Genomic DNA, 25,332 nt, shown 5'->3' with positions numbered 1-25,332 from the left:
GCGGGTGGGTTGGAGGGCCCGATGAGCGCACTGCCTCGACCGGACGTGAGGGGACCGAGCCGCGCCCTCAACGACGCCCTCCACGACCTCCACCACCGCGCCGGCTGGCCCTCGCTGCGCACCCTCGCGCGGGAGACCGGCGTCTCCCACACCACCGTCTCCAAGGCCTTCTCCCGGCCTGCCCTCCCCACCTGGGGCACCCTCGAGCTCCTCGTCGAGGCGATGGGCGGAGACACCGGCGAGTTCCACGCGCTCTGGCTCGCCGCCTCCACCCCAACCGACGGGGTGGGCGACGGGATGTCGCCGGCTCCCCGCATCGCCGGGCGCCGGGCTGAGCTCGCCGCCGTACGCACCCACCTCGAGACCGCCTCAGGACTGCTGCTCGTCACCGGCGAGGCCGGCATCGGCAAGACCAGGCTGGTCACCACGGCTGCCCGCGCCAGTGCGGTCCGTGTCGCCTGGGGCAGCTGCCTCCCGCTGTCGAACGAGATCCCGCTGCTCCCGGTCGCCGACTGCATCCGCAGCCTGCGCGAGCTCGACATCCCGGCGTTCGACGGGGTCCTGAGCCGATGCCCGTCCTACGTGGCCGAGTCCCTGGCCACCCTCGTCCCCGAGGTCGGCCCCGGCAGCGCACGTGCCAGGACCGAGGACCGCGGCCTGTTGTTCAGCGCGCTGGTCGCCGCACTGCGCGCCATGGCCGACCAAGGACGAGTCTCACTCTTCGTCGAGGACCTGCACTGGTCCGACCCCGCCACCCTCGACTTCATCGAGCACCTCGTCACGCGGGGCCTTCCGGTCCCGGTCCTCGGCACCTGGCGATCGGACGACCTCGGGACACCCGACTCCAGCGACGACTGGCGCACGCGCATGGGGAGCCGGTCGGGGACGACGGTTCTCGCTCTGGGGCCGCTGAGCCGTCGCGAGACCGCCGAGCAGCTCGCGCTGCTCGGCGCCGACGCGCACACGCGCCTGGACACGATCCACGGCAGGAGCCAGGGGCTGCCCCTGTTCACCGAGCAGCTCGCCGCGCACCTCGACGAGGACGCCGGGCTGCCGAGCGTCCTTGCCGACCTGCTCGACCGCCGGCTGCTGGGGATCGACGAGACGGCGTGGTCGGTGGTCCGGGGCCTCGGCCTCGCCGAGAGACCGCTCCCGCCCGCTCCTCTGGCAGCGGTGAGCGGTCTCGACCAGGAACAGCTCACCCGCGTCCTCCGCGACCTGCGGGAACGTCGGCTGCTGCGGCCCAACGAGGAGGGGAATGCCCAGCTGCAACACCCGCTGCTGGCCGAGGCCGTGCAGCGCCGGCTCGTCGCGGGCGAGGGGGTCGCGACACACCGCAAGCTCGCCCAGGCCCTCGCGGAGCAGCCCGAGGCCGAGGCCGCCGAGGTCGCCGAGCACTGGCGCCGGGCAGGAGACGATGGCCGGGAGCTCGACTGGAGGATCGCCGCCGCCCGGGGCGCCGCCGCGCGCTTCGACAGACGCCAGGAGGCGGACCACTGGTTGCGCGTCCTCGAGATCTGGCCCACCGACGGCGTCGAGCGTGGTGGTGACCCTGCCGTCAGGCGCGCCGACGTCTACCTGCGGGCGATGGACTCGCTGCGCGCGTCCTTCCGCTTCGACGAGGCGGCCGCACTGAGCGAGGCCGCGGAGACGGCGCTCGCGGGTGTCGACCTCGATGCCGGCGACCGGGCCGACCTGCTCTTCCGGCGATCCATCTTCCGCGGCGAGCCCGAGGGGTTCGAGAGCGGGCTCGCGCTGCTCGAGGAGGCGCTCGCCGTCCACGAGACGCTGCCGGTCAGGGAGGGCAAGGTCCGCGCACTCGACAGGAAGCAGAACCTGCTCTTCGCGATGGGCAGGTCGGCGGAGTCCCGCGCGGTGGCGTACGAGGAGGTCGACGCCGCCCGTCAGCTCGGCGATCCGATCCTGCTCCGTGACGCGCTGATGCGGGTGGCCTGGCACGTGGGCATCGGTGGCGAGCTCCACCGTGGACAGGCACTGCTTGCTCGCGCAGGCGTCGAGTCGGGCGCCCTCGACGACCCGCTCGGCGACGTCCGGTGCGGCGTCTACGCGACCGACATGTTCCTGACCTGCGGCGCACCTGCCGATGACGTGGTCACCGCCGGTCGCCCGGCACTGGACGTCGCGCGTGCACATGATCTCGACAACCCCCAGGTGATGCTGGTGAGGGTCAACGTCGCGTTCTCCCTGCTGCGCGGCGGGCGCGTCGCCGATGCCGAGGACGTGATCGCGACGCCGGCGGATGCCCCCTTCGAGCTGGACCGGTGGCCTCTCCACACGGCCCGCGCGGTGATCGACTCGCGGCGCGGGCTGTCGACGAGTGCGATGGACCGCCTGGAGGAGATCTGGACGGAACCGTCGACCAGTGCTCCCCTGGACCTGGAGTTCCTCGCCTGGGCCTCGGACGTCGCGTGGTGGGCGGGCGCTGCGGAACAGGCCCTGACCCGACTCGTGGCGCCCCTGGTCGACGTGGCCGAGTCCGCTGCCGTGCGCCTGCTCGCCCCGACCCTGGTGGTGGCCGCTCGGGTCGCTGCCGGAGTCGATGACCGCGACGCGCTCGCGCGACTGGCGGACGTGGCTGGCCGGTCCGGCCTGTTGGACGAGGACCACCGGACGGACCCCCATCTCGCGGCTCATCGCGTCACCTTCGCCGCAGAGCTGGCATCAGCGACGTCCGAGAAGACGGTGGAACGGTGGGCGGCGGCAGCTGCCGCCTGGGTCACCCTCCGCGCCCCGCACGACGCGGCGTACTGCCGCTGGCAGGGGGCGCAAGCGGCGTCGAGAGTCGGTCAGGGCACCGTCGCCGCTCGCTTGCTGAAGCGGGCCGCCCGGGAGGCCCGCGAGCACGTCCCGCTCTCCGAGGCCATCGCCCGGACCGCGCAGGGCATCGCAGGCTAGGGGGTCCTGGCCGCCGCGACGTGCTGGTAGTCCTTCGACGTCACCCAGTAGCCGCCCCACTGCCACCCGATCCGGGCGAACTCCCGCACGAGCAGGTCGTCCTGGCGGATCACCCCGAGCGGCACCGGCGCCGACCTGCCGCGGTCGATCCCCGCGAAGCGACGCCCGGCCGGCGGGTCGATCGAGCCGGGACGGACGTAGGGGTTCTGGACGGGGTTGATGTCGATGGCCGCCCCGTAGGCGTGGTCCGACCAGCTCTGCTGCCCCGCGACCCGGCGGCAGTTGAAGCCCGACGTGTTGTTGTCCGCCATCGAGGCGTCGTCGCCGCCGCCGTAGTGGTCGACCAGCCGCATCCGCGCGATCGGGTAGCCGACGTCGTACAACCTCTCGAAGACCTCGGTGACGTCGCGGGCGAAGCGTCGGTGGACCACCATCTCGCCGGTGCGAGCCAGGCCGCCGAAACCGCGGTAGGTCATGGTCAGGTGGCGCAGGTCGGACAGCGGGACGGGGCACCCGCGCCGGTGGCTGCTGCCCCGCATGCGCGCGGCCAGGGCTGAGTCGATGGGTGCGACGGTCGCCTCGTACGCCGGGTCCGCCGTCTTCGTCTCCCCGCGCGTCGTCCCGAGGCCCGAGCAGCGGGCGCCGGCCCGCCAGTCGCGGACCGCACCTGCCCTGGCACGTCCGGTCAGCGGCACCGGTCGCCCGTCGGACGCGAGCCGGGCCGGGACCCAGTCCTCCTCGACCACGCCGTCCGTGTCCAGGCGCAGCACCAGCACGCCGGTGTCGGGCTGCCGGGAGTGGTACCAGACGAAGTTGCCGAGGCCGTACGACACATAGGTGTCGCCGGCCCAGCCGCCCCCGCCGACCACGTGCGAGTGGCTGCCGACAACGACGTCGGCGCCGGCGTCGGCGAGCCGGTCGGCGAGCAGGCGCTGGCTCTGGGTCGGACAGGCCTCGTTCTCGCGTCCCCAGTGCAGGTAGACCACGACCAGGTCACGGCGTTCGGCAGCCGCCTCGACGGCCCCGAGCAGCAGGTCCGTACGACTCCCGCGGGCCGCCGCGATCCCGGCGTTGTCCGGGCCGGCCGCCCAGACGTCGCTGCCGCCCTCGCGCTGCACCGTGTCGGCTGCGAGGAAGGCCACGTCGAGGTCGTCCACCCGCACCACGTGCGGGGTGAAGGCCTCGGCTGCGTCGCGACCGGCCCCCACCACTCCGACCCGGTTGCGCCGCGCCGTCCTGATCGTGTCGTCCAGGCCGACCTGTCCGTAGTCGCCGGCGTGGTTGTTGGCGACGGTGACCACGTCGACACCCGCGTCGGCGAGCGCGCCCAGGGCACGCGCCGGCGTACGGAAGTAGTAGCGGTCGGAGGCGAGCTCCAGCTCCTTGGGGTCACGGCGCCCGTGCCTGGTGACCGGCGTCTCGAGGTTGACCATCGCGACGTCCGCGGACCGCAGGGTCCGGGCGACCGGGCCGAGCCCTCGGCGCAGCAGGGCCCCGACGTGGGCCTCGAAGTGGACGTCCCCGGCGAACGCGAGGGTGACCTCGCGGCCCGCCGGCGTCGCGACCGCGTCGTCGACGACCGGGCCCGGGTCGCCGTCACGGGTGCGGGTGTCCCCCGGCGTCGTCGAGGTGCAGGCGGTCAGGGCGAGCGCAGCCACCGTCGCGCCGCCCCACGTCCGGACTCCCATCTCCCGATTGTGCCGGGCACCTCCACACCCGCACCTCGAGCCGGTCAGGCGGTCCGCTCGTCCGACCGTCCGGAGTCCGAGTGGGACGCGAGGAAGCGGGACACGGCGAGCGCCGCCTGCCGTCCGGCGCGCGGGGCACCGATCGTGCTGGCCGACGGCCCGTAGCCGACCAGCTGCACCCGCGGGTCGAGCAGCGCGGTGGTGGCGCCCTGCACGTTGCCGCGCACCGGCACCAGTGCGATGCCGCCCTCGCGGGTCCGGAGCCCGAGCGGGGCCAGGTGGTCGACCGCCGGCCGGAACCCGGTCGCCCAGAGGATCGCGTCGACCCGCTCGAAGGCAGCTTGTCCTGAGCCTGTCGAAGGGTCGCTCCAGCGCACCCCGTCGGCCTCGATCCGGTCGAACATCGGCAGCCGTCGGTAGGCGCCGAGCCGGGCGGCCTCCTGCTCCTGCGGTCGCAGCGCCAGTCCGGTCACGCTGACCACGCTCGCCGGCGGCAGCCCCCGGCGTACGCGCTCCTCGACGGCGGTCACCGCCGCGAGGCCGGCGGCGGCGTCGAACTCCTCGCGCCACACGGGCTCGCGCCGGGTGACCCACAAGGTGTCGGTGACCGGGGCCAGCTCCCCGAGGAACTGCACGGCCGAGGCCCCTCCGCCGACGACGAGGACACGCCGGCCGCGGAAGTGCTCCGCGCCCGGGTAGTGCGCGGTGTGCACCTGCTCCCCGCCGAACTCCCCGATGCCGGGGTAGTAGGGCACGAACGGTCGCGTCCAGGTGCCGGTCGCGTTGACGAGCGTGCGGGTGCGCCAGGCCCGGTCACCCGCGTGCACCGCCAGCAGGTCACCGTCGTCCTCGACGCGCTCGACCCGCACGGGTCGCACCACAGGGAGGCCCTGCTCGCGCTCGTAGTCGCCGAAGTAGTCGGGCACCGCGGCGCTGGCGGCCCGCGCGGAGCTGGTCGGAGCCGCCGATCCGGGAAGGTCCGCGACGCCGTGCACGTCAGCCATGCTGAGGGAGGCCCACCGGTGCTGCCAGGCCCCACCGGCGTGCGGATTGGCGTCGAGCACGACGTGGTCGATGCCGCGCTGGCGCAGGAAGTACGACGCGGCAAGGCCCGCCTGGCCCGCGCCGATCACCACAGAATCCAGGACGTCCACGGTGGCAGAACGCCCACCCCGCAGCATCTATGCCCGTCACCATCTCCGTGGCAGCCTCGAGCCATGGACATCGCCACTCGCGCCACCACCCTGCTCGAGCTCCACCACACCGGCACCACGCTGGTCCTCCCCACGGTCTGGGACGCCTGGTCGGCACGCGTCGTCGCCGACGCCGGCTTCCCCGCCCTGAGCATCGGCAGCCACCCGCTGGCCGACTCCCGCGGGCAGGGCGACAACGAGGACATGACCCTCGACGACGCCCTCGACGGCGTACGCCGCATCTGCTCCGCCGTGCCCGACGTGCCCGTCACCGCCGACATGGAGGCGGGCTACGGCACCGATCCCGCCGAGCTGGTCGACCGCCTGCTCGAGGCCGGCGCGGTCGGCATCAACATCGAGGACACCGTGCACTCCGAGGGCGGTCGGATGCGCTCGGTCTCCGAGCACGCCGACTACATCGGTGGCCTGCGCCGCGCCGCCGACGCGGCGGGGGTCGACCTCGTCATCAACGCGCGCACGGACGCCTTCATCAAGAAGGACCAGTTCGAGGACCCGGTCGCCGAGGCGATCACCCGGCTGCTGGCGTGCGAGGAGGCCGGGTCGCGCTGCTCGTACCCCGTCGGCGCACCGGACGCGCCCTCGCTCCAGCGGCTCCTCGACGCGCTCGCCGGCCCGGTGAACGTGATCGCCAACCCCCGCAAGGGCTCCGCCGCGGGATCGCTCGAGGACCTGCAGGTGATGGGCGTGCACCGGGTGACCTTCGGGCCGCTGCTGCAGAAGGAGCTGGCCCCCGACCTGGCCGCCCTGGTCGCGCCCTGGAAGTAGGGCGGCCGGCCGGCCCCCAACTCGCCAACTCACGAGTTGGTCAACCAACCGGTGAGTTGGCAGCAGCACCCTCACCCACCACGAGCACCGGCGACGGCTCGACCTCGAGGCGTACGGCGTGGCCGGGCTGGAGGCGCAGCGCGTCGGAGCTGGCGAGCTGGGCGACCACGTGCGTGCCGTCCGCCAGCGTGCAGGTCACCCGTGAGAGCGGGCCGAGGAACATCACCGTCGCCACGGTGGCGGGCCCGGCAGCATCCGCCACGACCGACACCGACTCGGGCCGGACCAGCGCGTGGCCCGGGCCGGAGGCGGAGCCGGGCAGGACCGGCACGTCGCGACCCAGCACCGAGGCGACGCCGTCGCGGACGTGCGCCGGGATGCGGTTGCTGAGGCCGACGAACTCCCCCACGAACTGGCTCGCGGGAGCGGAGTAGAGCTCCGCCGGGGGCGCGAGCTGCTCGAGGCGACCGGCATTCATGACGCCGACCCGGTCGGCGACGGCGAGCGCCTCCTCCTGGTCGTGGGTGACGAACAGGGTCGTGGTGCCGACCTCGATCTGGACGCGACGGATCTCGTCGCGCAGCTGCACCCGCACCTTGGCGTCGAGGGCCGACAGCGGCTCGTCGAGGAGCAGGACCGACGGCTCGATCGCGAGCGCCCGGGCGAGCGCGACGCGCTGCTGCTGCCCTCCGGAGAGCTGGTGGGCGTAGCGGTCGGCGTGCTCGGCCAACCCGACCAGGTCGAGCATGTCGCCGGCGCGGGCACGCCGGGCGGCACCGTCGCGTCCGCGCATCTTGAGACCGAAGGCGACGTTGTCGATGACCGTCATGTGGGGGAACAGGCTGTAGGCCTGGAACACCATCCCCATGTCGCGCTTGCTGGCCGGCACCCGGGTCAGGTCCTTGCCGCCGACCGACACCGTGCCGGACGTCGCGGTGTCCAGTCCCGCCAGGATGCGCAGCGCGGTGGTCTTGCCGCAGCCCGAGGGGCCGAGCAGGGCGACGAGCTCGCCGGGTGCGATGTGCACCGTGAAGCCGTCGAGCGCCTTCACGGCGCCGTACACGCGGGTGAGGTCGTCCAGGTCGACGGCGAGACCGTGGTCGGTCATGAGGAGGCTCCTTGCTTGTGCCGGTCACGGCTGAGGAAGGTGAGGCCGACGAGCAGCAGCGACACGAACAGCATCGAGGCCAGCGCCGCGGCCATGGCCGCTGGCCCGTTGCTCTTGTAGAGCGCTGCCATCGCCACCGGCAGGGTGTCGAAGTGGAGCAGCGAGGCGAACACGAACTCGCCCAGCACGAGCGCGACCGAGATGAAGGCGGCGCCGAGTATGCCGCCGGTGATGTTGGGCATGATGATCCGCACGATGACGGTGAACCACCCCGCGCCCAGCGACCGGGCGGCCTCCGACAGCGTCGCAGCATCGATCGCCGAGAGCGAGGCGTCCACGGCGCGGAACGAGTACGGCAGCACCAGCACGACGTAGGCGAAGGTCAGCACCAGCGCGCTGTCGCCCAGCAGGTAGGTCACCCACGAGTAGACGTTGCTGATGCCGACCACGATCACCAGCGCCGGAATGGTCAGGGGCAGCAGGCACAGGAACTCGATGAGCTTCTTGGCCCGCGGCACGCGCAGCCGCACCCACACCATCGTCGGCACCAGCAGGGCGACCATGAGCACCACGGTGAACAGCGCCAGCAGTAGCGAGGCGACGATCGAGGACCGGAGGTCCTCGTCGGTGTACATGAACTCCCAGTTGTCCCAGGTGCGACCCGGCGCGCTCCCGCGGACCTGGGTGGAGAAGTCGAACATCGCCAGCAACGGGACGAAGAAGTAGGCAGCGAACACCAGCAGCACGACCGCCCGGAACACCCGGAAGGTCCTGGAGGTGCTCATCGCAGCCACCTCGACGTACGCCGCAGCAGCAGGTTGTAGGCGACCATCACCAGCGTCACCACCACGATCATCTCCAGCGCGAGCGCGAAGCCGACGTTGGCCTGGCCGAGAAGGACCTCGCTGGTGATCGCCTGGCGGATGAGGAGCGGCACGATCGGCTGGCCCTGGCTGACCAGGACGGCCGCGGTGGCGTAGGCGGCGAAGGCGTTGGCGAAGAGCAGCAGCACCGCACCCAGGAAGGCGGGTGTGAGCAGAGGGAGGGCGACGTGGCGCCAGTACTCCCAGGTGCTCGCACCGAGGTTGATCGCCGCCTCGCGCCACTGGGGGCGGAGGCCGTCGAAGGCGGGCGCGAAGACGATCACCATCAGCGGGATCTGGAAGTAGGAGTAGACGACGACCAGGCCGGGCAGCCCGAAGAGCCAGCCGGAGCCGTAGATGTCGGCGCCGAGGAGGTCGCTGACCACCTTGGTGACGATGCCCACCTGGCCGATCGTCGCGATCCAGGCGAAGGCGAGCACCACGCCACCGAACTGGGCGAGCACGCCGCTCACCGCGAGCGTGGCCCGGCGCAGCAGGCTCTGCGTCGGCATCGACACGACCAGGTAGGCGAGCAGGGCGCCCAGGACGGCGCCGATGATCGCCGTCGCGGCCGAGAGGATCAGCGATCCCTTCAGCGCCGAGAGGGCCGCCTCGCTGGTGAGGGCGTCGAGGTTGCCGAGCGTCGGTCGGCCGGACTCGTCCTGGAAGGCCCCGACGACGACGGTGAGCGTCGGGGCGACGAGGAAGACGAGGACGAAGCCGAGGAAGGGCAGCAGCGGGAGGACCGGGCCGACGGCGAACCGTCGGCCCGGACCCGCGCCGGTGGTCGGCGTGCTCAGCGGACGGCCTTGGACCAGTTCGCTGCGAGGTACTCGCCAGCCGTCACCGTCTGGTCGTCGGTCGGGACCACGGGCTCGCCGGTGACCTCGGGCAGGGCGCCCCAGAGCTCGGCGTCGATGGTGCCGGCCTCGGCCATCGCCTCGCCGCGCACCGGTCGGGCACCGCCCTTGAGCCACAGGTTCTGGCCCTCGTCGCTGTAGAGGAACTCCTGCCACAGGCGGGCGGCGGCCGGGTGCGGCGCGTCGGCGTTGATGGCCTGGAAGTAGTAGCCGGCCACGACGGCCTCCTCGGGCACCACCGTCTTCCAGGTGTCGACGTTGGCAGCCGCCGCCGCGCCGAGGTAGTCCCAGTCGATCACGACGGGCGTGGTGCCCTGCTCGATCGTGGTCGAGTCGGGGTCGACGGTGAGGAAGTTGCCGGCCTTCTTGAGGTCGGCGAAGAAGTCGACGCCGGGAGCGATGTCGTCGGCGGAGCCGCCGTTGGCGATGGCCGCCATCATCACGCCGCTGAAGGCGGCGCCCGCCTGGGTCGGGTCGCCGTTGAGGGCGACCTTGCCCTTGAACTCGGGCTTCAGCAGGTCGGCCAGGGACGTGACGTCGGGGACGACCGCGGAGTCGTAGCCGATGGACATGTAGCCGCCGTAGTCGTTGACCCAGGTGCCGTCGGCGTCCTTGAACTCCGCAGGGATGTCGTCCCAGGTCTCCACCTGGTAGGGGGCGAACATGTCGGTGTTGGCCAGCGCCACGGACTGGCCCAGGTCGAAGACGTCAGGCGCACGCTCGGTGCCCTTGAGGTCGTTGGCCGCGTTGATCTCGTCCTGCGAGGCCGCATCGGGCTGGTCGGAGTTGACGTCGATGTCGTACTTGTCCTCGAAGGCCGAGATGACCTCGCCGTAGTTGGCCCAGTCCGGCGGCAGAGCGATGACGTTGAGCTCGCCCTCGTCCTCGGCGGCCTTCACGAGCTCCTCCATGCCACCGAAGTCCTCGGCGGACGTCGCGGACGCGGAGTCCACACCGCTCTCGGTGGTGGTGTCGGACTCCTTCTCGGGAGCGGCGCAGGCGGCCATCGAGAAGAGGGTGGCCATCGCGGTGAGGGATGCGAGTGCCTTGCGGGTGTTCATCGGACCTCCAAGGGAGTCTGCCGGGGGATCGGCGGGATGTGCCGGGCGGAGCCTCGTAGGTCCCGTCGGACCGGAGGCTACTCCCGAATGGCCGTTGTGTGCCCGACCGATGAATCCCGGGTGCCGGACACCCCCGTACGGCGGCGTACGCTCGGGTCCCGTGACGACCGCTGCCACCGGCCCCGAGTTCCACTACTCCGACCTCCTCCCCACCGCCGGGTCCAACGGCGCGGAGGAGACGCCCTACCGGCTGATCACCACCGAGGGCGTGTCCACGGTGGAGGTCGGGGGGCGCACCTTCCTCACCGTCGAGCCCGAGGCGATCCGCCGGCTCACGGAGGAGGCGATGCACGACATCAGCCACTACCTCCGGCCCGGCCACCTCGCCCAGCTGCGGAAGATCATCGACGACCCCGAGGCCTCGGGCAACGACCGCTTCGTCGCGCTCGACCTCCTCAAGAACGTCAACATCTCGGCCGGCGGCGTCCTCCCGATGTGCCAGGACACCGGCACCGCGATCGTGATGGGCAAGAAGTCCGAGGGCGTGCTGACCGGCGTCGACGACGGCGAGGCGATCAGCCGCGGGGTGTACGACGCCTACACCCGGCTCAACCTGCGCTACTCCCAGCTGGCGCCGCTGACGACGTTCGAGGAGAAGAACACCGGCACCAACCTGCCGGCCCAGATCGAGCTCTACTCCACGCCCGCCAAGGACGTGCCTGAGTACAAGTTCCTCTTCATGGCCAAGGGCGGCGGCTCGGCCAACAAGTCGTTCCTGTTCCAGGAGACGAAGGCCGTGCTCAACCCGACGCGGCTGATGGAGTTCCTCGACGAGAAGATCCGCTCGCTCGGCACCGCCGCGTGCCCGCCGTACCACCTCGCCGTCGTCATCGGCGGCACGAGCGCCGAGTTCGCGCTGAAGACCGCGAAGTACGCCTCCGCGCACTACCTCGACGACCTGCCGACCGAGGGCTCGATGAGCGCCCACGGCATCCGCGACACCGAGCTGGAGGAGAAGGTCTTCGAGCTCACCCAGTCCTTCGGGATCGGCGCGCAGTTCGGCGGGAAGTACTTCTGCCACGACGTCCGCGTCGTCCGGCTCCCCCGCCACGGCGCCTCGTGCCCGGTCGCGATCGCCGTCTCCTGCTCGGCCGACCGCCAGGCGCTCGGCAAGATCACGCCCGAGGGCGTGTTCCTCGAGCAGCTCGAGACCGACCCGGCGCAGTACATGCCCGACGCGGGGCTGGCCCACGACATCGAGGGCGGCGCGGTCGTCCCCGTCGACCTCAACCAGCCGATGGCCGACATCCTCGCCGAGCTCTCGAAGCACCCGGTCAAGACGCGGCTCTCGCTGACCGGACCGCTGGTCGTCGCGCGCGACATCGCGCACGCCAAGATCAAGGAGCGCCTCGACGCCGGCGAGGAGATGCCGGCCTACCTCAAGGACCACCCGGTCTACTACGCCGGCCCGGCCAAGACCCCCGAGGGGATGGCGTCCGGCTCGTTCGGGCCGACGACGGCGGGACGCATGGACTCCTACGTCGAGCAGTTCCAGGCGGCCGGTGGCTCGATGGTGATGCTCGCCAAGGGCAACCGGTCCAAGCAGGTCACCGAGGCGTGCGGCACCCACGGCGGCTTCTACCTCGGCTCGATCGGCGGCCCGGCCGCGCGCCTCGCGCAGGACTGCATCCGGTCCGTCGAGGTCGTCGAGTACGAGGAGCTCGGCATGGAGGCCGTGTGGAAGATCCAGGTCGAGGACTTCCCCGCCTTCATCGTCGTCGACGACAAGGGCAACGACTTCTTCACCGACCCCTCAGGCGCGGTGACGGTCCCGCTGAGCTCGCTCCTGGGGGCGGGGATCCGGGTCCGCTCGGCCGAGCGGTAGGCCCCGGCCGGGAGCTACCCCCCGGAGTACGCCCCGCCGATCAGCCGCTCCGCCATCGCCACCGCCGCGGCCCCGGCCCGGTGGCCGAGGCGCTCGGGGCCCTCGACCTGGTCCTGGTGGGCGCCACCGAGCAGCACAATGGTCAGCGGCATCAGGGCCTCGACGGCCTCCCGGACGGACGGCAGGTCCTCGATCATCGGGACGGAGAGCACGACCGCGGCGGGCTCGACCACCTGGACGGTGCCCAGCCAGGCCTCCAGCGGGAGGTCGGCGCCGAGGTAGGTCACGGAGATGCCTCGGGAGCGGAGCACGAGGGCGAACGCGAGCACGCCGAGCTCGTGACGGGCGCCACGGGTGAGGCCCACGACCACGCGCGGACCACCGGGCGCCGCGGTCGGCCACGTCTGGAACAGGTGCGCGAGACGGCGGTGCACGGCGGCGGAGACGAAGTGCTCCCCCGCGACCGTCACGGTGCCGCGCTGCCAGGCCTTGCCCAGGCGCACCATCGCCGGCATCAGCCACTCGTCCACCGTCACGGCGACGTCGCGTTCGGCGAAGGCCTCGGAGAGCACCTGCTCGAGGCGCGGCACGTCGAAGTCCTGCGCGCACGTCACGAGGTCCTCGACGTGCGGGTCGGTCGACGGTTCCTCCGGGCGCGCGAGCTCGGCCTCCGCGACCGCCGCGCCGTCCACCACGTGCTGCGCGGCCTCGTGCGCCGACCAGCCGGCGTTGACCAGGCTGCGCATCACGCTGAGCCGGCGCACGGCCTCGTCGTCGTACAGGCGGTAGTTGCTCGGTGAGCGCTGCGGGACGACCACCCCGTAGCGCTGCTCCCACTTGCGCAGGGTGCCGCTGGGCACGCCGGTGAGCTCGGCAGCCCGTCCGACGGTGTACATCTGTCCAAGGTAGGGCGACCCGGCGCCGAAGGCTCTACTTCTCGCGCACTTCTTCCCCACCGGGTTGCACAGAGGGTGGACGAGGTCGTGTCCTGCGCAGGTCCTTGCAGTGCACGATCATGGTCGCTCAACCGCTCCAAGGGCGACCGGGACGTCGCCGAGTGGCTCCCGCCGATCAACTCGTGCCGCTACGTCAAGGAGTGGGTGGCCGTGAAGATCCGGTGGGGCCTCACCGCCGACAACAGCGAGGTCGGCGCGCTGCAGTCCGTCGCGTCCGGCTGCACCGACTCGAGCATCACCGTCACCGTCGTGTCCTGACGGCCGACCTGCTCGGCGCCACGAGGTCACGCGGCGTCGTGAGCACGCGAGGGCGTACCAGGGGGCCTCCCGCGTGGCCCACGACCCATGCCTCGAGCACCCTGCCGTCCGCCGCGCACCACCGCATGTCAGCACGGCAGCGCCCCTTGGGCAGGATGGTGCCGTGGAGAGTGTCGAGATCGCCCGGGCCGAGACCGAGCGCGGGGACGTGGTGCTGCGGCGCCGTAGGTCGGAGACGGCGGCCGACGTGGTCGAGCTGCGGGTCAACGGCGTCTTCGTGATGGACACCCTCGAGACCACCAGCGAGATCGAGCTGGCCGCGCAGGCCCTCGACCTGGTGGAGCAGCCCGACTCGGTGCTGATCGGCGGCCTCGGCCTCGGGTTCACCCTGCAGCGGGTGCTGGCCGACGCCCGTGTCGAGCGGGCGGTGGTCGTCGAGATCGAGGAGCCGCTGATCGAGTGGATGCGCGACGGCACCGTTCCGCACGGCCCCGCGCTTCTCGCCGATGCGCGCGCGACCGTGGTCAACGCCGACATCCTGATGGCGATCGCGGAGGCCCGGTCGACCTACGACCTGGTGCTGCTCGACGTCGACAACGGCCCGGGCTACCTGGTGCACGCCGACAACGGGGCGGTCTACGAGGAGCGGTTCCTGCGCCGCTGCCGCGACCTGCTGAGCCCCGGCGGGGTGCTGGTGGTCTGGTCGGCCAATCCCGCCCCCGACCTGCTCCAGGCCATGCGCACGGTCTTCGGCGCCGCCGAGGAGCAGGGCCACGACGTGCTGCTGCAGGAGCGCCCGGAGACCTACTACCTCTACCTCGCGCGCGCCGCCTGACGCGCTTCAGCGCAGGAACGCCTCGAGCACCGGCCCGGCGGTCTGCGAGCCGGAGACCCCCGTCTCGACGAACACCGCCACGGCCAGGTCGCCTCGGGTCGCGATCATCCAGGCGTGCGTCGGCAGGGTGCCTGCGGCATCGGGCTCGCCGTACTCCGCGGTGCCGGTCTTGGCGCCCACCTGACCAGGTACGTCGAGCAGGAACCTGCCCGAGCCGGTGGTCACCACGGCCCGCATCAGGCCCCGCAGCGTGCGTGCCTCGGCGTCGGTGAGCGGCACGACGACCCGCGCCTGCTCGACCTGGTGCCCCGGCAGCAGGACCGGCAGCACGGCGCGGCCGGACGAGACCGACGCGGCGACGGTCGCCATGGCGAACGGGCTGGCCAGCACGGTCCCCTGGCCGATCATGTCGGCGGCGGCACCGGTCTCCGTCCCGGGCGGAGGGACCTGGCCGAAGTAGACCGGGAAGCCGAGGTCGTGGTCGGTGCCAAGGCCCAGGGCACCCGCCGCGGCGGCGAGGTCGCCCGGGGCGAGGCGACCGGCGTTGCCGATGAGGGCGGTGTTGCAGGACTGGGCGATCGCCTGGACGAAGGGGATGTCGCCGATGGCGGAGGGCGGGTAGTCGTCGTAGTTCTTGAACGAGCGCCCGTCCACGACCGTGGTCGCCGGGCAGGAGACGACGTCGTCGACGGTGAGGCCGCTGCGGAGCAGCGCCAGCGAGGACACCACCTTGAAGGTCTAGCCAGGGGCGTACTGCCCGGTGCTCGCCAGGTCGGCCCCGCCCGCGCCGGCGCCGTTGGCGCTCGCGAGGACGGCACCGTCGGAGGGCCGGATCGCCACGAGCGCGCCGGCCGGACCGGCGTCGCCGAGGGTCGCGAGGGCCTGCTCGGCGCGCTGCTGGAGGCCGGGGTCGAGGGTGGTGGCGAGGTCCGCGCCATCGGTCGGGGCGACCTCGAAGAGGGTGCGCAGCCGGTCCTGGTCGTCGCGGGCGACCACCGCGATCCCCCTGCTGCCGCTGAGCTGCTCGTCGTAGCGTGCCTGCAGCCCGGAGAGGCCGACCTCGTCCCCGGCCACGACACGACCGTCGGACGCCTCCACCAGCTCGGCGGTGGCCGGCCCGACGCGTCCCAGCAGTGCGGCCGCGAACTCACGGGTCGGGGCCAGCGGCAGGGTGTCGCGCACGGCGAGCGCGCCGGGGACCTTCCGGAAGGCGGGCAGCACGTCGAGCGCGTCGTCCTCGCGCAGCACCAGCGCCTCGACGAAGGCCTCCGGCCCCATCGCCTCCGCGCGCTCGACGTACGACGCCGCGTCCACGTCGAGGACGCGGGCGATGCGACCCGCGCTGCGCGCCACCTGCGGCCCCTCGACCTTGGTCTTGTCCAGCCCGTAGCGCAGCACCGGACGCTCCGTCACCAGCGCCACGCCGCCGGCGCCGGTGATGTCGCCGCGTTGCGGCGTCAGCGTCCGCAGGCCGAGCATGTCGCCCTCGGCGAGGTCGGGCACGAGCGCCTCCGGCTCCCACTGGACCCGCCACCCCTCGCCGTCCTGCGCGAGCCGCACGGAGGTGTCGTACTCCCAGGCCGCGTCCGCGGTGACGTCCCACCGCCAAGTCAGCGTGACGTCCGCCCACCCCTCCTCCTCGACGACGTCGACGGAGGAGGCAGCGACCGCGGCCGGCACCTCGTCGAGGGGCGCGACCAGCTCCTCGAAGGCCGTTCGCTGGGCCTCGTCGCCCAGCGGCACCTCGCCCAGCGAGTGGTCGGACAGCGCTGCGGCGAGGTCGTCGGCGAGGTCGGCTGCAGGGTCGGTGTCGTCGTCGCCGCCGAGCGCGGAGCAGGCCGACGCCATTCCCGCGAGCACCACGGCGACCCCGAGACGGAGAGATCGCATGACCCCATCGTGCCGGGGGTACGGTCGGTCCGTGAGCGAGACACGCACCGAGCACGACTCGATGGGCGAGGTCCAAGTGCCTCGCGACGCACTCTGGCGGGCGCAGACCCAGCGGGCGGTGGAGAACTTCCCGATCAGCGACCTCACGCTGCAGCCACGCCACATCCAGGCGCTGGCGCACGTGAAGGCGGCTGCCGCCACCGCCAACGCGGGCCTCGGCGTGCTCAGCCACGAGCAGGCGCAGGCGATCGTCGACGCCGCCGACGCCATCGTCGGCGGTGAGCACGACGGCGACTTCCCGCTCGACGTCTTCCAGACCGGCTCGGGCACCAGCTCCAACATGAACGCCAACGAGGTGATCGCCTCCCTGGCGGCGCGCGCCGGCGTCGAGCTCCACCCCAACGACCAGGTCAACGCGTCGCAGAGCAGCAACGACACGTTCCCGACCAGCATCCACGTCGCGGCGACGCTCGCCGTGGTCGACGACCTCCTCCCCGCGCTCGACCGGCTCGCGACGTCGTTCGAGGCGAAGGCGGTCGAGTTCGCCGACACGGTCAAGGCCGGACGGACCCACCTGATGGACGCCACCCCGGTGACGCTGGGGCAGGAGATGGGGGCGTACGCCGCCACCGTGCGGCTCGGCATCGAGCGGCTCGAGGCCGTCCTGCCCCGGGTGCGCGAGCTGCCCCTGGGCGGCACCGCGGTCGGCACCGGCATCAACACCCCCGCCGCCTTCGCCGAGCGCGCCATCGCCGCCCTGGCCGAGCGCACCGGCCAGCCCTTCACCGAGGCGCGCAACCACTTCGAGGCACAGGGCACGCGCGACTCGCTCGTCGAGCTGTCCGGGGTGCTGCGCACCGTGGCAGTGGGCCTCACCAAGATCTGCAACGACCTCCGCTGGATGTCCTCCGGCCCGACGACCGGGCTCGCAGAGATCCACCTGCCCGACCTCCAGCCGGGCTCGAGCATCATGCCCGGCAAGGTCAACCCGGTGCTGCCCGAGGCCACGCTGATGGTGTGCGCGCGGGTCGTCGGCAACGACGCGACCATCGCCTGGGCGGGCGCGTCCGGCAGCTTCGAGCTCAACGTGATGATGCCGATCATGGCGCACGCGCTGCTCGAGTCGATCCACGTGCTGTCGACCTCGACGGTGCTGCTCGCCGACGGGTGCGTCGACGGGATCACCGCCGACGCCGACCGGATGCGCCGCTACGCCGAGTCCTCGCCGTCCGTCGTCACCCCGCTCAACGCGCACATCGGCTACGAGGCGGCGGCCAAGGTCGCCAAGCAGGCGCTGGCCGAGGGCGCCACGATCCGCGAGACCGTGATCGCGATGGGCTACGTCGAGCGCGGCGAGCTCACCGAGGAGCAGCTCGACGCCGCCCTCGACGTGGACTCGATGACAGGCCGTTGACGCGCGCGACGTGAGACGGTGCTCGCGTGGACGACATCACCAGCACCGGCCCCCTGCGGACGCAGCACGCGACAGCGGACGGCCACGACCCGGCGGCACGTGAGGCCTTCAAGGCGATCGACCGCGCCATGGTCGGCGACTCCGACGTCCTCGAGGTGGGTTGCGGGGCGGGCGCCATGGCCGAGCGGATCAACGCGCTGCCCGGGGTCCGCCTCGTCGCGGTCGACTGGTCCGAGAGCTCGGTGACGCAGACCGCGGCGCGCGGCGTCGACGCCCGCCGGGCCGACGTCTGCTACCTGCCGTTCGAGGACGACACCTTCGACGTGGTCCACGCCGGGTGGATGCTGCACCACGTGCGCGACCTCGACCGTGCCCTCGCCGAGGTCCGCCGCGTGCTGCGCCCGGGTGGCACGTTCGTCGCCCTGACCGACGGCGAGACCCGCCACTTCTCCAGCGAGAACGGTGAGTTCACCCTCACCCGCCGGTTCAGCGACGTACGCCGCCAGGACCTCGAGATGCCGGACGGCGACGACGTCACCGTCTTCGAGGCGCGTTGACGATGCGACAGCAGGTCGTCCGAACCTGCCCTAGCGGGGCCAGGGCGCCGAGGCCAACCGCGCCTTCAAGCGCTCGTACGTCGAGCAGGGGAAGGCCCGTGCCGCGCTGGTGATGGACGGCGAGGAGGCGATCGCGTGGGCGTCGGCGGGGCGCTCGACCTCATCGCGCAGGCGGGCAGCGGAACGACCAACGAGGCGCGACTCGCTCATCCCCCTGTGGACGAGCGCGTCGCGCCTCTCCGACCCCCTGGTCGTCCTGGTGCGAGCCCTGGGGCTCTGTCGTCTCGTCAGTGTGGCGGCCCCGAGCTCCGGCCAGTGGACCGATGAGGCAACATGGCCGAAGCGTGGCCCCTCGCATGGCGCCGTGGGGAGGTTCCGGGCGGGACTAGCCCGACCGGTTAGACCAGTGGTCCGCTCAGTACCAGCCGTGGCCGGCCTTGAAGCTCCACGCGCTGCAGGGGGTGCCGTAGGTGCCCTGGATGTACTCCAGGCCCCAGCGGATCTGCGACTCGGCGGAGGTCATGTAGTCCGCGGGGAGGTCGTGCAGCTGGGTCAGCGCTTGCGGGATGCCGTACGCCGACGAGCTGGGGTTGTCCGCGTCGACGCGCCAGCCCGACTCGCTCATGTAGAGGGAGTCGAGGCAGGAGAACTGGTCGGAGGAGAAGCCGTAGACCGGCAGCAGCGCGCGGGCGATGTCACGCGGGTCGCCCTCGGACAGCTTCTGCGACCTCGTCACCGCCGAGCCGGCCGACATCGACAGCGCGGTGGCCTTGGTCGCGTCCGTACGACGCGAGGAGCGGGAGGCGACGGAGGACTTCTCACGCTGCTCGAGGTCGGCCGCGCTCATGCCCGGGGCGCTCTCGGACGTCCCGTCCGGCGACGCCTGCGAGGTCGCGGTGGCGACGTCGGCCGCGGCGGGAGTCAGCGTGGTGTCGCCGGAGTACATGCCGCCCGCGACGCTCACTCCAGTGACCGCAGCGGCCAGGCCGGTGAGGGCCAGGGTCGTGCGCAGGGCTCGGCGGGGCACGCGCGCGGCCTTGTGCTTGCCGGGCGCGCGGTGCGTGGGGACGTACTTCGACGAAGAGGGCACGGAGAGGGGCTCACGGGGTTGACGACAGGGAGATCGTGACGCGGGGCGGGCGGGACGCATACAGGGGGTGTCCCAGGCCTGCCGATCGGGCACAGGTCACGAAACGATCACGACCACCATGCATGAGGCGTCTGGGGCGTGCAAACCGAACGCCGGAATTGCCCATGTCCCTTGCGTCACAGGGAGCTCGTGCGTCACACGAGTCCCCTGTGCCCCAGTGGCGTGCCCCAGCGGTGGGCCCCAGTGGTGGACCCCACGTCAGAGCGTGACGTCCTCCAGCATCTCGGTCACCAGCGCCGCGATCGGCGAGCGCTCGGAACGGGTCAGCGTGACGTGGGCGAACAGCGGGTGACCCTTGAGCTTCTCCACCACCGCGACGATGCCGTCGTGGCGCCCGACGCGCAGGTTGTCGCGCTGGGCCACGTCGTGGGTGAGGACGACCTTGGAGTTGGCGCCGATGCGCGAGAGCACGGTCAGGAGCACGTTGCGCTCCAGCGACTGGGCCTCGTCCACGATCACGAAGGCGTCGTGCAGGGAGCGACCCCGGATGTGCGTCAGCGGCAGCACCTCGAGCATGCCACGGTCCATCACCTCGTCGATGACGTCCTTGCCGGTGAGGGCGCCGAGCGTGTCGAAGACGGCCTGCGCCCAGGGCGACATCTTCTCGTTCTCCGAGCCGGGCAGGTATCCGAGCTCCTGGCCCCCCACGGCGAACAGCGGGCGGAAGACCACGACCTTCTTGTGGTGGCGTCGCTCCATGACCGCCTCGAGCCCGGCGCACAGCGCCATCGCCGACTTGCCGGTGCCGGCGCGACCACCCAGCGAGACGATGCCGACCTCGGGGTCGAGCAGCATCTCGAGCGCGATCCGTTGCTCGGCGGAGCGGCCGTGGATCCCGAAGGCGTCGCGGTCGCCGCGGACGAGGTGGACCCGCTTGTCGGCACCCACCCGGGCCAGCGCCGTACCGCGGTCGGAGAGCAGCACGAGGCCGTTGTGGCAGGGCAGGTCGCGGGCCTCGGCGAGATCGATGACGCCGTCCTCGTAGAGCTCGTCGAGGTCGGCCGCCGGCACCTCCAGCTCGGTCATGCCGGTGTAGCCGGAGTCGCTGATCCCCTCCGCGCGGTACTCCTGGGCATCGAGCCCGACGGCCGAGGCCTTGATCCGCAGTGGGAGGTCCTTGGACACGAGCGTGACCCGGTGGCCCTCGTTGGCGAGGTTGCGGGCGACGGCGAGGATCCGCGTGTCGTTGTCGCCGAGCCGGAAGCCCGAGGGCAGTGAGGCGGCATCGGTGTGGTTGAGCTCCACCCGGAGGGTGCCGCCCTCCGTCCCGATCCCGACGGGTTCGTCCAGCCGTCCGTTGACGACGCGCAGGTCGTCGAGGGCACGCAGCGCCGCCCGGGCGAAGTACCCCAGCTCGGGGTGGTGCCGCTTGCCCTCCAGCTCGGTGATCACCACCACGGGCAGCACGACCTCGTGCTCGGCGAAGCGGGTGAGCGCGCCGGGATCGGCGAGCAGGACGCTGGTGTCCAGGACGTAGGTCCTGCGGTCAGAGCTGACGGAGCTGGGCGATGAGGTCTTGCTGGCCACGACTAACCCCTTGCTGCGGGTCGGCGCGCGCACTCCTCGCCCGGCCCGATGTCATTCAACGGACCGGAGAGCTCCCATCTGAGTGCTCAAGGACTGCCTCCCGGTTCAGCCGGCTTCCCCACCTGCTGATGAACGCGAAAGTACGCCCGCCGGTGGCCCGATCCGGGGCGACACGCCCGAACCCGAGGTGACGAGGAGGTGACGTCTCCCATCGGGTGCGGCTCAGCCGCCGAAGCGGCGCTCGCGCGCGGCGTACGACCGGATGGCGCGCAGGAAGTCGACGCGCCGGAAGTCGGGCCACAGCGCCTCGCAGAAGTAGAACTCCGAGTTGGCCGACTGCCACAGGAGGAACCCGCCGAGCCGCTGCTCACCCGAGGTGCGGATCACGAGGTCGGGGTCGGGCTGGCCCTTGGTGTAGAGGTGCTCGGCGATGTGCTCGACGTCGAGGATGTCGGCCAGCTCCTCGAGCGAGGTGCCGCGGGCGGCGTGCTCGGCGAGCAGGGCGCGTACGGCGTCGGCGATCTCGCGCCGACCGCCGTAGCCCACGGCGACGTTGACGAGCACCCCGTCGATGTGGCGGGTCGCCTCCTCCGCCGCCTTGAGCCGCGCGGCGGTCTCGGGCGGCAGCAGGTCGAGCGCGCCGACGGGGTGGATCCGCCAGCGACCGGCCTCGGCCAGCGACTCCACGGCACCCTCGATGATCGTCAGCAGGCCGGTCAGCTGCTCCGGCGGGCGGTTGGTGAGGTTGTCGCTGGAGAGCAGCCACAGCGTGACCACCTCGACCCCGACCTCCTCGCACCAACCGAGCAGGGGGCGGATGTTGTCGGCCCCGGCCTGGTAGCCCTCGGCGGTGTTGAGCCCGACCGCCTTGGCCCAGCGCCGGTTGCCGTCGAGCATCACGCCGACGTGCTTGGGGATCTGGTCGGTGGGGAGGAACTTCACGACGCGGGACTCGTACGCCGGGTAGAGCACCCGTCGCACCGCGTCCTTCCACCTCACCACCTGCCGATGGTAACCGCCCTGTGACCCAGCACTCTGACGCGACGGCTGCGCGCCTCACCCGGCCCCGGGTAGATTCTCCGCATGGAGACCAGCCCATGACGTCCCGCGACCGCGTGGACAGCGCCGTCGGGCGCGCCGAGCACGCCGTCGAGCGTGCCGGCGAGCTGATGTCCGACAAGCTGGCCGAGGTCAAGCCCAAGCTGCGCGGTTGGCTGCACGCCGGGACCGCACCCGTCGCCCTCGTGGCGGGCATCGTCCTGGTCGCGCTGTCGCCGACGGCCTTGACGCGCGTCGGCTCAGCCGCCTTCGCGCTCTCGGCGCTCCTGGTCTTCACGGTCTCGGCGATCTACCACCGCGGCACGTGGTCGCCGCGCACGTGGGCGTTCCTGCGCCGCTTCGACCACGCCAACATCTTCGTGCTCATCGCCGGCACCTACACGCCCTACGCCCTGCTGTTCCTCGAGGACTCGGCGCGTACGACGCTGCTGCTGGTCGTCTGGGGAGCGGCCATCGCGGGCGTGATCTTCCGCGTCTTCTGGACCGACGCACCGCGCTGGCTCTACACGCCGATGTACCTCGGCCTCGGGTGGGCGGCGGTCTTCTTCATCCCGCAGTTCGTCGACGGTGCCGACCGGTTCAGCAGCGGCATCGCCATCGCCACCCTGATCCTCGTGGCGGCCGGCGGCATCCTCTACACCGTCGGCGGCGTGGTCTACGGCCTCAAGCGGCCCAACCCCTCACCTCACTGGTTCGGCTTCCACGAGGTGTTCCACTCCTTCACGGTGCTGGCGTTCGCCGCCCACTACGTCGGCATCTCGCTGGCGACCTACTCGCTGCGCTGAGCCGCCCCTCGACCCGGGCGCTCGACCCGGGACCGGGACCCGGTGAGCCTGCTCACGTCGGGCAACGATCTGCCCGGCCCGGTCGTCGTACAGGGGAAGCCCCTGTCCTCCACCCCGATCGTGTGATGTCTGACTCCGACCCCGAGACCGACCGCCCACCCCTCCTCGACCTCAGCCTCCCCCAGCTGGTCGCCGGCGCCACCGCCGCGGCGACGTCCGCCGTCCTGATCGGGCGGATGGGCCTGCTCGGCACCGTGCTCGGCGCGGCCGCCGCCAGCATCGTCTCCGCGATCGTGACGGCGGGGCTCGTCGGCGGCTGGCACCGGGTGCGCAGCGTGCCCAGCAGGTTCCCGCGCAACCTGCACGGGATGCTGGTGACGGCCGTCGCCCTCGGGCTGGTCGTCGTCGCCTTCCGGGCGGGGGTCGACCTCGTCACCGCGGGCCTGCCGCCGGACGCCTTCGCCGCGCGCTGGCTCGCCCAGCTCGGCGTCAGCCGAAGCTGATCACGGCGAACGTGACCAGGGCCGCGGCCACCACGACCGCGGCGAGCGTCCACGCGACCAGCGGCGCACGCCGGGCCAGACGCTCGAGGCCGACGTAGGTGGCGGCGATGACCGCGAGCCCCTCCGTGACGTGCAGCAGCACCGCGAGCATCACCCCGGCGATCGCCCCGGCCATCCGCAGGCGACCCCACAGCAGGCTCAGGGCGAGGGGCAGGACGATCGCCCCCGACAGCCCTCCCACGACCTCGAGCCACCACGACCGGTCGCCCATCCACGGGACGTCGACGGCGCCCGGCCACGCCTGGTCGACGAGGTCGCTGGTCGAGCTGTAGCCGAGGTAGAGGATCGTCGCGATCGTCGCCCCGGCCGCCACCCGGTAGGACCAGTGCCGCGCGGGCGACCACGTCACGTCGCGGCCGACGAAGATCGTCGCCACCGTCACCGCGGTCCAGACGATCCACCGCCGGATGACGCCCGTGCCGGTGTCGGGCCATCGCGTCGCGGAAGATCCGGTCGGCCGCGACGCGGTCCACGACGTGCCCGTCCGTGGAGACGTACGACGACGGGTCGTCACCGCCGGCCACGAGCGCGTCGTGCAGCAGTGCCGCGGGCAGGTGGGCGCCGGTCTTGGGCACCAGCCACGCGAAGAGCGCCGGCACCGACGTGAGGTCGGTGCGGAAGTCGGGATCGGCGGGCACCAGCAGCTCGCCGAGGTGCCGGTCGAGGTAGGCCAGGCGGCGCTCGAGGGAGAACGTCTCGACGCCCTCCTCCGCGTGCCGCTCCAGCACGATGCGCGGGTCGGCCCCCGGATCGGGCGGCTCGCCGGCGCTGTCGTCGCTCGGCAGCGTCCCACCGTCGTAGAACCGGCGCGGCTGCTGCTCCACCTGACGCCCGACCTGACGCCCGACCTGACGCCCGGCCCGCTCCCCGACCTGACCCGTCGCGCTCCCGAGTCCGCATGCCTCCAGTGTGGCGCTGCGCACCGACAGGCGTCAGCACCCGCGGAGCCCCGCGATCGTAGGCTGGTCGCACCATGCGGATCCTCTGCACGTTCGTCGGCGGCCTCGGACACCTCGCTCCCCTGCTGCCGCTGACGCGGGCGGCGCAGGCCGCGGGCCACGAGGTCGCGGTGGCCGGGTCCGGCGGCCTCGTCCCGAGGATCGAGGACGCAGGCTTCCGTGCCTATGCGACCAGCCCGCAGCCGCACCACGCCGGGGCACCCGCGACCCGCGTCCTGACGCCGCTCGCGGGCACCGACGCCCGCGCGGCCGAGGTCGAGTTCGCCGAGAACTTCGGCGACCGGGGCGCGCGCCGGATGGCCGCGGCGGTCCCGGGCGTGATCGAGGACTTCGCACCCGACCTCGTGCTGCGCGACGAGACCGACCTGGGGACCACGATCGCGGCGGAGCTGCTGGGCGTCCCGGTCGCCACGCACCTCGTGCTCGCCTCCGGGCTGCTGGTCCGGCCGGACCTGGTGGGTTCGCGGCTCGACGCCGTACGCGCCGAGCACGGACTGCCTCCCGACCCCGGCCTCGCCCGCGAGCTCGACCCGGCCGGGTTCGGCCCCCAGCTCCCGCACGTGCGCCTGGAGCGGTTCGTGCCGCAGGAGGACTTGCTGCACGAGGTCGACCTCGTCGTCTCGCACGGCGGCTCGGGCAGCCTGATGGCTGCCCTGGCCCACGGGCTCCCGTCCGTGCTGCTGCCCCTGGGCGCCGACCAGCCGCACAACGCGCGGCGGGCCGAGGAGCTGGGCGTCGCCACCTCGCTCGACGCCGCCACCGCGACCCCGGAGGAGATCGGGTCCCGGGTCCGCACGGCGCTGGCGGGGACCGGGACGCGCGAGCGGTGCCGGTCGGTGGCGGACGAGCTCTGCACGCTGCCGGACGTGGGGGCGGCGGTGTCCGCACTGGAGGACGCCGCTAGACCTCCGCGGGGTCGGTGACCGGGGCAGCGCAGACGTGGTGCCGGCAGACGTACGCCGCCGGCGTGCCGGCCAGGGCGTCGCGCCCGACCAGCAGGGCCAGGTCGTCACGCGGGC

23 protein-coding genes and 1 pseudogene are annotated in these 25,332 nt (G+C 72.5%); 10 read left to right on the top strand and 14 right to left on the bottom strand.

Translation table 11 applies throughout. The annotated features are described in order from the left end of the window. The first annotated feature begins 21 nt into the window (after positions 1-21). Positions 22-2,916, top strand: coding sequence for an AAA family ATPase (locus JWN97_RS19220; protein WP_297626678.1), 2,895 nt, complete (start codon positions 22-24; stop codon positions 2,914-2,916). On the opposite strand, the gene JWN97_RS19215 is transcribed toward JWN97_RS19220, so the two are convergent. Together JWN97_RS19215 and JWN97_RS19210 are read right to left on the bottom strand one after the other, a co-directional pair. Next, positions 2,913-4,604: a CapA family protein gene (locus tag JWN97_RS19215; RefSeq protein ID WP_297626675.1), complete on the bottom strand. Its 1,692-nt coding sequence runs from the start codon at positions 4,602-4,604 to the stop codon at positions 2,913-2,915. The genes JWN97_RS19220 and JWN97_RS19215 overlap by 4 nt on opposite strands. Before the next feature lie 44 nt (positions 4,605-4,648). Continuing rightward, entirely contained in the window at positions 4,649-5,758 is a 1,110-nt protein-coding gene (locus JWN97_RS19210) for an NAD(P)/FAD-dependent oxidoreductase (protein WP_297626666.1), read from the bottom strand. A 63-nt stretch (positions 5,759-5,821) separates the two neighbouring features. Here JWN97_RS19210 and JWN97_RS19205 point away from each other — a divergent pair, with 63 nt between their 5' ends. Beyond that, entirely contained in the window at positions 5,822-6,583 is a 762-nt protein-coding gene (locus tag JWN97_RS19205) for an isocitrate lyase/phosphoenolpyruvate mutase family protein (protein WP_297626663.1), read from the top strand. A gap of 40 nt (positions 6,584-6,623) precedes the next feature. Here JWN97_RS19205 and JWN97_RS19200 read toward each other — a convergent pair whose 3' ends face one another. The 4 genes from JWN97_RS19200 to JWN97_RS19185 form a co-directional block, all read right to left on the bottom strand. After that, positions 6,624-7,691, bottom strand: coding sequence for an ABC transporter ATP-binding protein (locus tag JWN97_RS19200; protein WP_297626659.1), 1,068 nt, complete (start codon positions 7,689-7,691; stop codon positions 6,624-6,626). Continuing rightward, positions 7,688-8,476: an ABC transporter permease subunit gene (locus tag JWN97_RS19195; protein WP_297626656.1), complete on the bottom strand. Its 789-nt coding sequence runs from the start codon at positions 8,474-8,476 to the stop codon at positions 7,688-7,690. The genes JWN97_RS19200 and JWN97_RS19195 overlap by 4 nt, the downstream gene beginning before the upstream one ends. Beyond that, on the bottom strand, positions 8,473-9,066 hold the full coding sequence (locus JWN97_RS19190) for an ABC transporter permease subunit (RefSeq protein ID WP_297626653.1): 594 nt from the start codon (positions 9,064-9,066) through the stop codon (positions 8,473-8,475). Before JWN97_RS19190 ends, JWN97_RS19195 begins: the two co-directional genes overlap by 4 nt. Positions 9,067-9,350: 284 nt before the next feature. Continuing rightward, positions 9,351-10,475, bottom strand: a complete 1,125-nt coding sequence (locus JWN97_RS19185) for an ABC transporter substrate-binding protein (RefSeq protein ID WP_297626650.1) — start codon at positions 10,473-10,475, stop codon at positions 9,351-9,353. Positions 10,476-10,635: 160 nt separating this feature from the next. Here JWN97_RS19185 and JWN97_RS19180 point away from each other — a divergent pair, with 160 nt between their 5' ends. Further along, positions 10,636-12,360, top strand: a complete 1,725-nt coding sequence (locus tag JWN97_RS19180) for a fumarate hydratase (RefSeq protein ID WP_297626647.1) — start codon at positions 10,636-10,638, stop codon at positions 12,358-12,360. A gap of 14 nt (positions 12,361-12,374) precedes the next feature. Here the strand turns inward: JWN97_RS19180 and JWN97_RS19175 are convergent, their stop codons facing one another. Further along, positions 12,375-13,256, bottom strand: coding sequence for a MerR family transcriptional regulator (locus tag JWN97_RS19175; RefSeq protein ID WP_297626645.1), 882 nt, complete (start codon positions 13,254-13,256; stop codon positions 12,375-12,377). An 87-nt stretch (positions 13,257-13,343) separates the two neighbouring features. Here JWN97_RS19175 and JWN97_RS19170 point away from each other — a divergent pair, with 87 nt between their 5' ends. Both JWN97_RS19170 and JWN97_RS19165 read left to right on the top strand, forming a co-directional pair. Next, a complete protein-coding gene (locus tag JWN97_RS19170) occupies positions 13,344-13,574 on the top strand; it encodes a hypothetical protein (protein WP_297626642.1) in 231 nt (76 codons plus the stop codon). A gap of 163 nt (positions 13,575-13,737) precedes the next feature. Next, positions 13,738-14,409, top strand: coding sequence for a hypothetical protein (locus JWN97_RS19165; protein ID WP_297626640.1), 672 nt, complete (start codon positions 13,738-13,740; stop codon positions 14,407-14,409). A gap of 6 nt (positions 14,410-14,415) precedes the next feature. Here JWN97_RS19165 and JWN97_RS19160 read toward each other — a convergent pair whose 3' ends face one another. Next, positions 14,416-15,138: a penicillin-binding transpeptidase domain-containing protein gene (locus JWN97_RS19160; protein ID WP_297626637.1), complete on the bottom strand. Its 723-nt coding sequence runs from the start codon at positions 15,136-15,138 to the stop codon at positions 14,416-14,418. Between the two features lie 9 nt (positions 15,139-15,147). Continuing rightward, positions 15,148-16,299 carry an NTF2-like N-terminal transpeptidase domain-containing protein gene (locus tag JWN97_RS19155; protein ID WP_297626634.1) on the bottom strand — a complete coding sequence of 384 codons (1,152 nt, stop codon included), beginning with the start codon at positions 16,297-16,299 and terminating at the stop codon, positions 15,148-15,150. Here JWN97_RS19155 and JWN97_RS19150 point away from each other — a divergent pair. Both JWN97_RS19150 and JWN97_RS19145 read left to right on the top strand, forming a co-directional pair. After that, on the top strand, positions 16,298-17,713 hold the full coding sequence (locus JWN97_RS19150) for a class II fumarate hydratase (protein WP_297626632.1): 1,416 nt from the start codon (positions 16,298-16,300) through the stop codon (positions 17,711-17,713). The genes JWN97_RS19155 and JWN97_RS19150 overlap by 2 nt on opposite strands. Before the next feature lie 26 nt (positions 17,714-17,739). Continuing rightward, complete coding sequence (locus JWN97_RS19145) at positions 17,740-18,270, top strand: class I SAM-dependent methyltransferase (RefSeq protein WP_297626629.1); 531 nt, start codon at positions 17,740-17,742, stop codon at positions 18,268-18,270. Between the two features lie 415 nt (positions 18,271-18,685). Here JWN97_RS19145 and JWN97_RS19140 read toward each other — a convergent pair whose 3' ends face one another. The 3 genes from JWN97_RS19140 to JWN97_RS19130 all read right to left on the bottom strand — a co-directional run bounded on the left by JWN97_RS19140 (position 18,686) and on the right by JWN97_RS19130 (position 21,949). Beyond that, the gene (locus JWN97_RS19140; RefSeq protein WP_297626627.1) at positions 18,686-19,360 is read right to left on the bottom strand and encodes a lytic transglycosylase domain-containing protein; all 675 of its coding nucleotides are present in this window, start codon (positions 19,358-19,360) and stop codon (positions 18,686-18,688) included. A 258-nt stretch (positions 19,361-19,618) separates the two neighbouring features. Continuing rightward, complete coding sequence (locus tag JWN97_RS19135; RefSeq protein ID WP_297626624.1) at positions 19,619-20,947, bottom strand: PhoH family protein; 1,329 nt, start codon at positions 20,945-20,947, stop codon at positions 19,619-19,621. Positions 20,948-21,169: 222 nt separating this feature from the next. Further along, positions 21,170-21,949, bottom strand: a complete 780-nt coding sequence (locus JWN97_RS19130) for an isoprenyl transferase (RefSeq protein WP_297626621.1) — start codon at positions 21,947-21,949, stop codon at positions 21,170-21,172. A gap of 95 nt (positions 21,950-22,044) precedes the next feature. Between JWN97_RS19130 and JWN97_RS19125 the strand changes: the two genes are divergently transcribed. Continuing rightward, a complete protein-coding gene (locus tag JWN97_RS19125) occupies positions 22,045-22,791 on the top strand; it encodes a hemolysin III family protein (RefSeq protein ID WP_297626618.1) in 747 nt (248 codons plus the stop codon). 125 nt (positions 22,792-22,916) lie between these two features. Then, entirely contained in the window at positions 22,917-23,294 is a 378-nt protein-coding gene (locus JWN97_RS19120; protein WP_297626615.1) for a hypothetical protein, read from the top strand. Here the strand turns inward: JWN97_RS19120 and JWN97_RS19115 are convergent. Both JWN97_RS19115 and JWN97_RS21310 read right to left on the bottom strand, forming a co-directional pair. Next, a complete protein-coding gene (locus JWN97_RS19115; protein ID WP_297626612.1) occupies positions 23,281-23,730 on the bottom strand; it encodes a hypothetical protein in 450 nt (149 codons plus the stop codon). The genes JWN97_RS19120 and JWN97_RS19115 overlap by 14 nt on opposite strands. Before the next feature lie 100 nt (positions 23,731-23,830). Further along, positions 23,831-23,992: pseudogene (locus tag JWN97_RS21310) on the bottom strand (DUF1353 domain-containing protein); the annotation flags it as partial. A 335-nt stretch (positions 23,993-24,327) separates the two neighbouring features. Between JWN97_RS21310 and JWN97_RS19105 the strand changes: the two are divergent. Next, complete coding sequence (locus JWN97_RS19105; protein WP_297626607.1) at positions 24,328-25,236, top strand: glycosyltransferase; 909 nt, start codon at positions 24,328-24,330, stop codon at positions 25,234-25,236. The last annotated feature ends 96 nt before the right edge of the window (positions 25,237-25,332 follow it).

It is taken from the genome of Nocardioides sp., from assembly GCF_025965415.1.
Classification (GTDB): Bacteria; Actinomycetota; Actinomycetes; order Propionibacteriales; family Nocardioidaceae; genus Nocardioides.
This window is presented reverse-complemented; position numbering and strand designations above follow the sequence as displayed.

What these genes read in the sequence shown, in the direction of transcription:
- JWN97_RS19220 (WP_297626678.1), top strand. Translation starts at nt 22, where the DNA reads ATGAGCGCACTGCCTCGACCGGACGTGAGGGGACCGAGCCGCGCCCTC.
- JWN97_RS19215 (WP_297626675.1), bottom strand. Translation starts at nt 4,604, where the DNA reads ATGGGAGTCCGGACGTGGGGCGGCGCGACGGTGGCTGCGCTCGCCCTG.
- JWN97_RS19205 (WP_297626663.1), top strand. Translation starts at nt 5,822, where the DNA reads ATGGACATCGCCACTCGCGCCACCACCCTGCTCGAGCTCCACCACACC.
- JWN97_RS19200 (WP_297626659.1), bottom strand. Translation starts at nt 7,691, where the DNA reads ATGACCGACCACGGTCTCGCCGTCGACCTGGACGACCTCACCCGCGTG.
- JWN97_RS19195 (WP_297626656.1), bottom strand. Translation starts at nt 8,476, where the DNA reads ATGAGCACCTCCAGGACCTTCCGGGTGTTCCGGGCGGTCGTGCTGCTG.
- JWN97_RS19190 (WP_297626653.1), bottom strand. Translation starts at nt 9,066, where the DNA reads ATGCCGACGCAGAGCCTGCTGCGCCGGGCCACGCTCGCGGTGAGCGGC.
- JWN97_RS19185 (WP_297626650.1), bottom strand. Translation starts at nt 10,475, where the DNA reads ATGAACACCCGCAAGGCACTCGCATCCCTCACCGCGATGGCCACCCTC.
- JWN97_RS19175 (WP_297626645.1), bottom strand. Translation starts at nt 13,256, where the DNA reads ATGTACACCGTCGGACGGGCTGCCGAGCTCACCGGCGTGCCCAGCGGC.
- JWN97_RS19150 (WP_297626632.1), top strand. Translation starts at nt 16,298, where the DNA reads ATGACCCCATCGTGCCGGGGGTACGGTCGGTCCGTGAGCGAGACACGC.
- JWN97_RS19155 (WP_297626634.1), bottom strand. Translation starts at nt 16,299, where the DNA reads ATGCGATCTCTCCGTCTCGGGGTCGCCGTGGTGCTCGCGGGAATGGCG.
- JWN97_RS19125 (WP_297626618.1), top strand. Translation starts at nt 22,045, where the DNA reads ATGACGTCCCGCGACCGCGTGGACAGCGCCGTCGGGCGCGCCGAGCAC.
- JWN97_RS19120 (WP_297626615.1), top strand. Translation starts at nt 22,917, where the DNA reads ATGTCTGACTCCGACCCCGAGACCGACCGCCCACCCCTCCTCGACCTC.
- JWN97_RS19105 (WP_297626607.1), top strand. Translation starts at nt 24,328, where the DNA reads ATGCGGATCCTCTGCACGTTCGTCGGCGGCCTCGGACACCTCGCTCCC.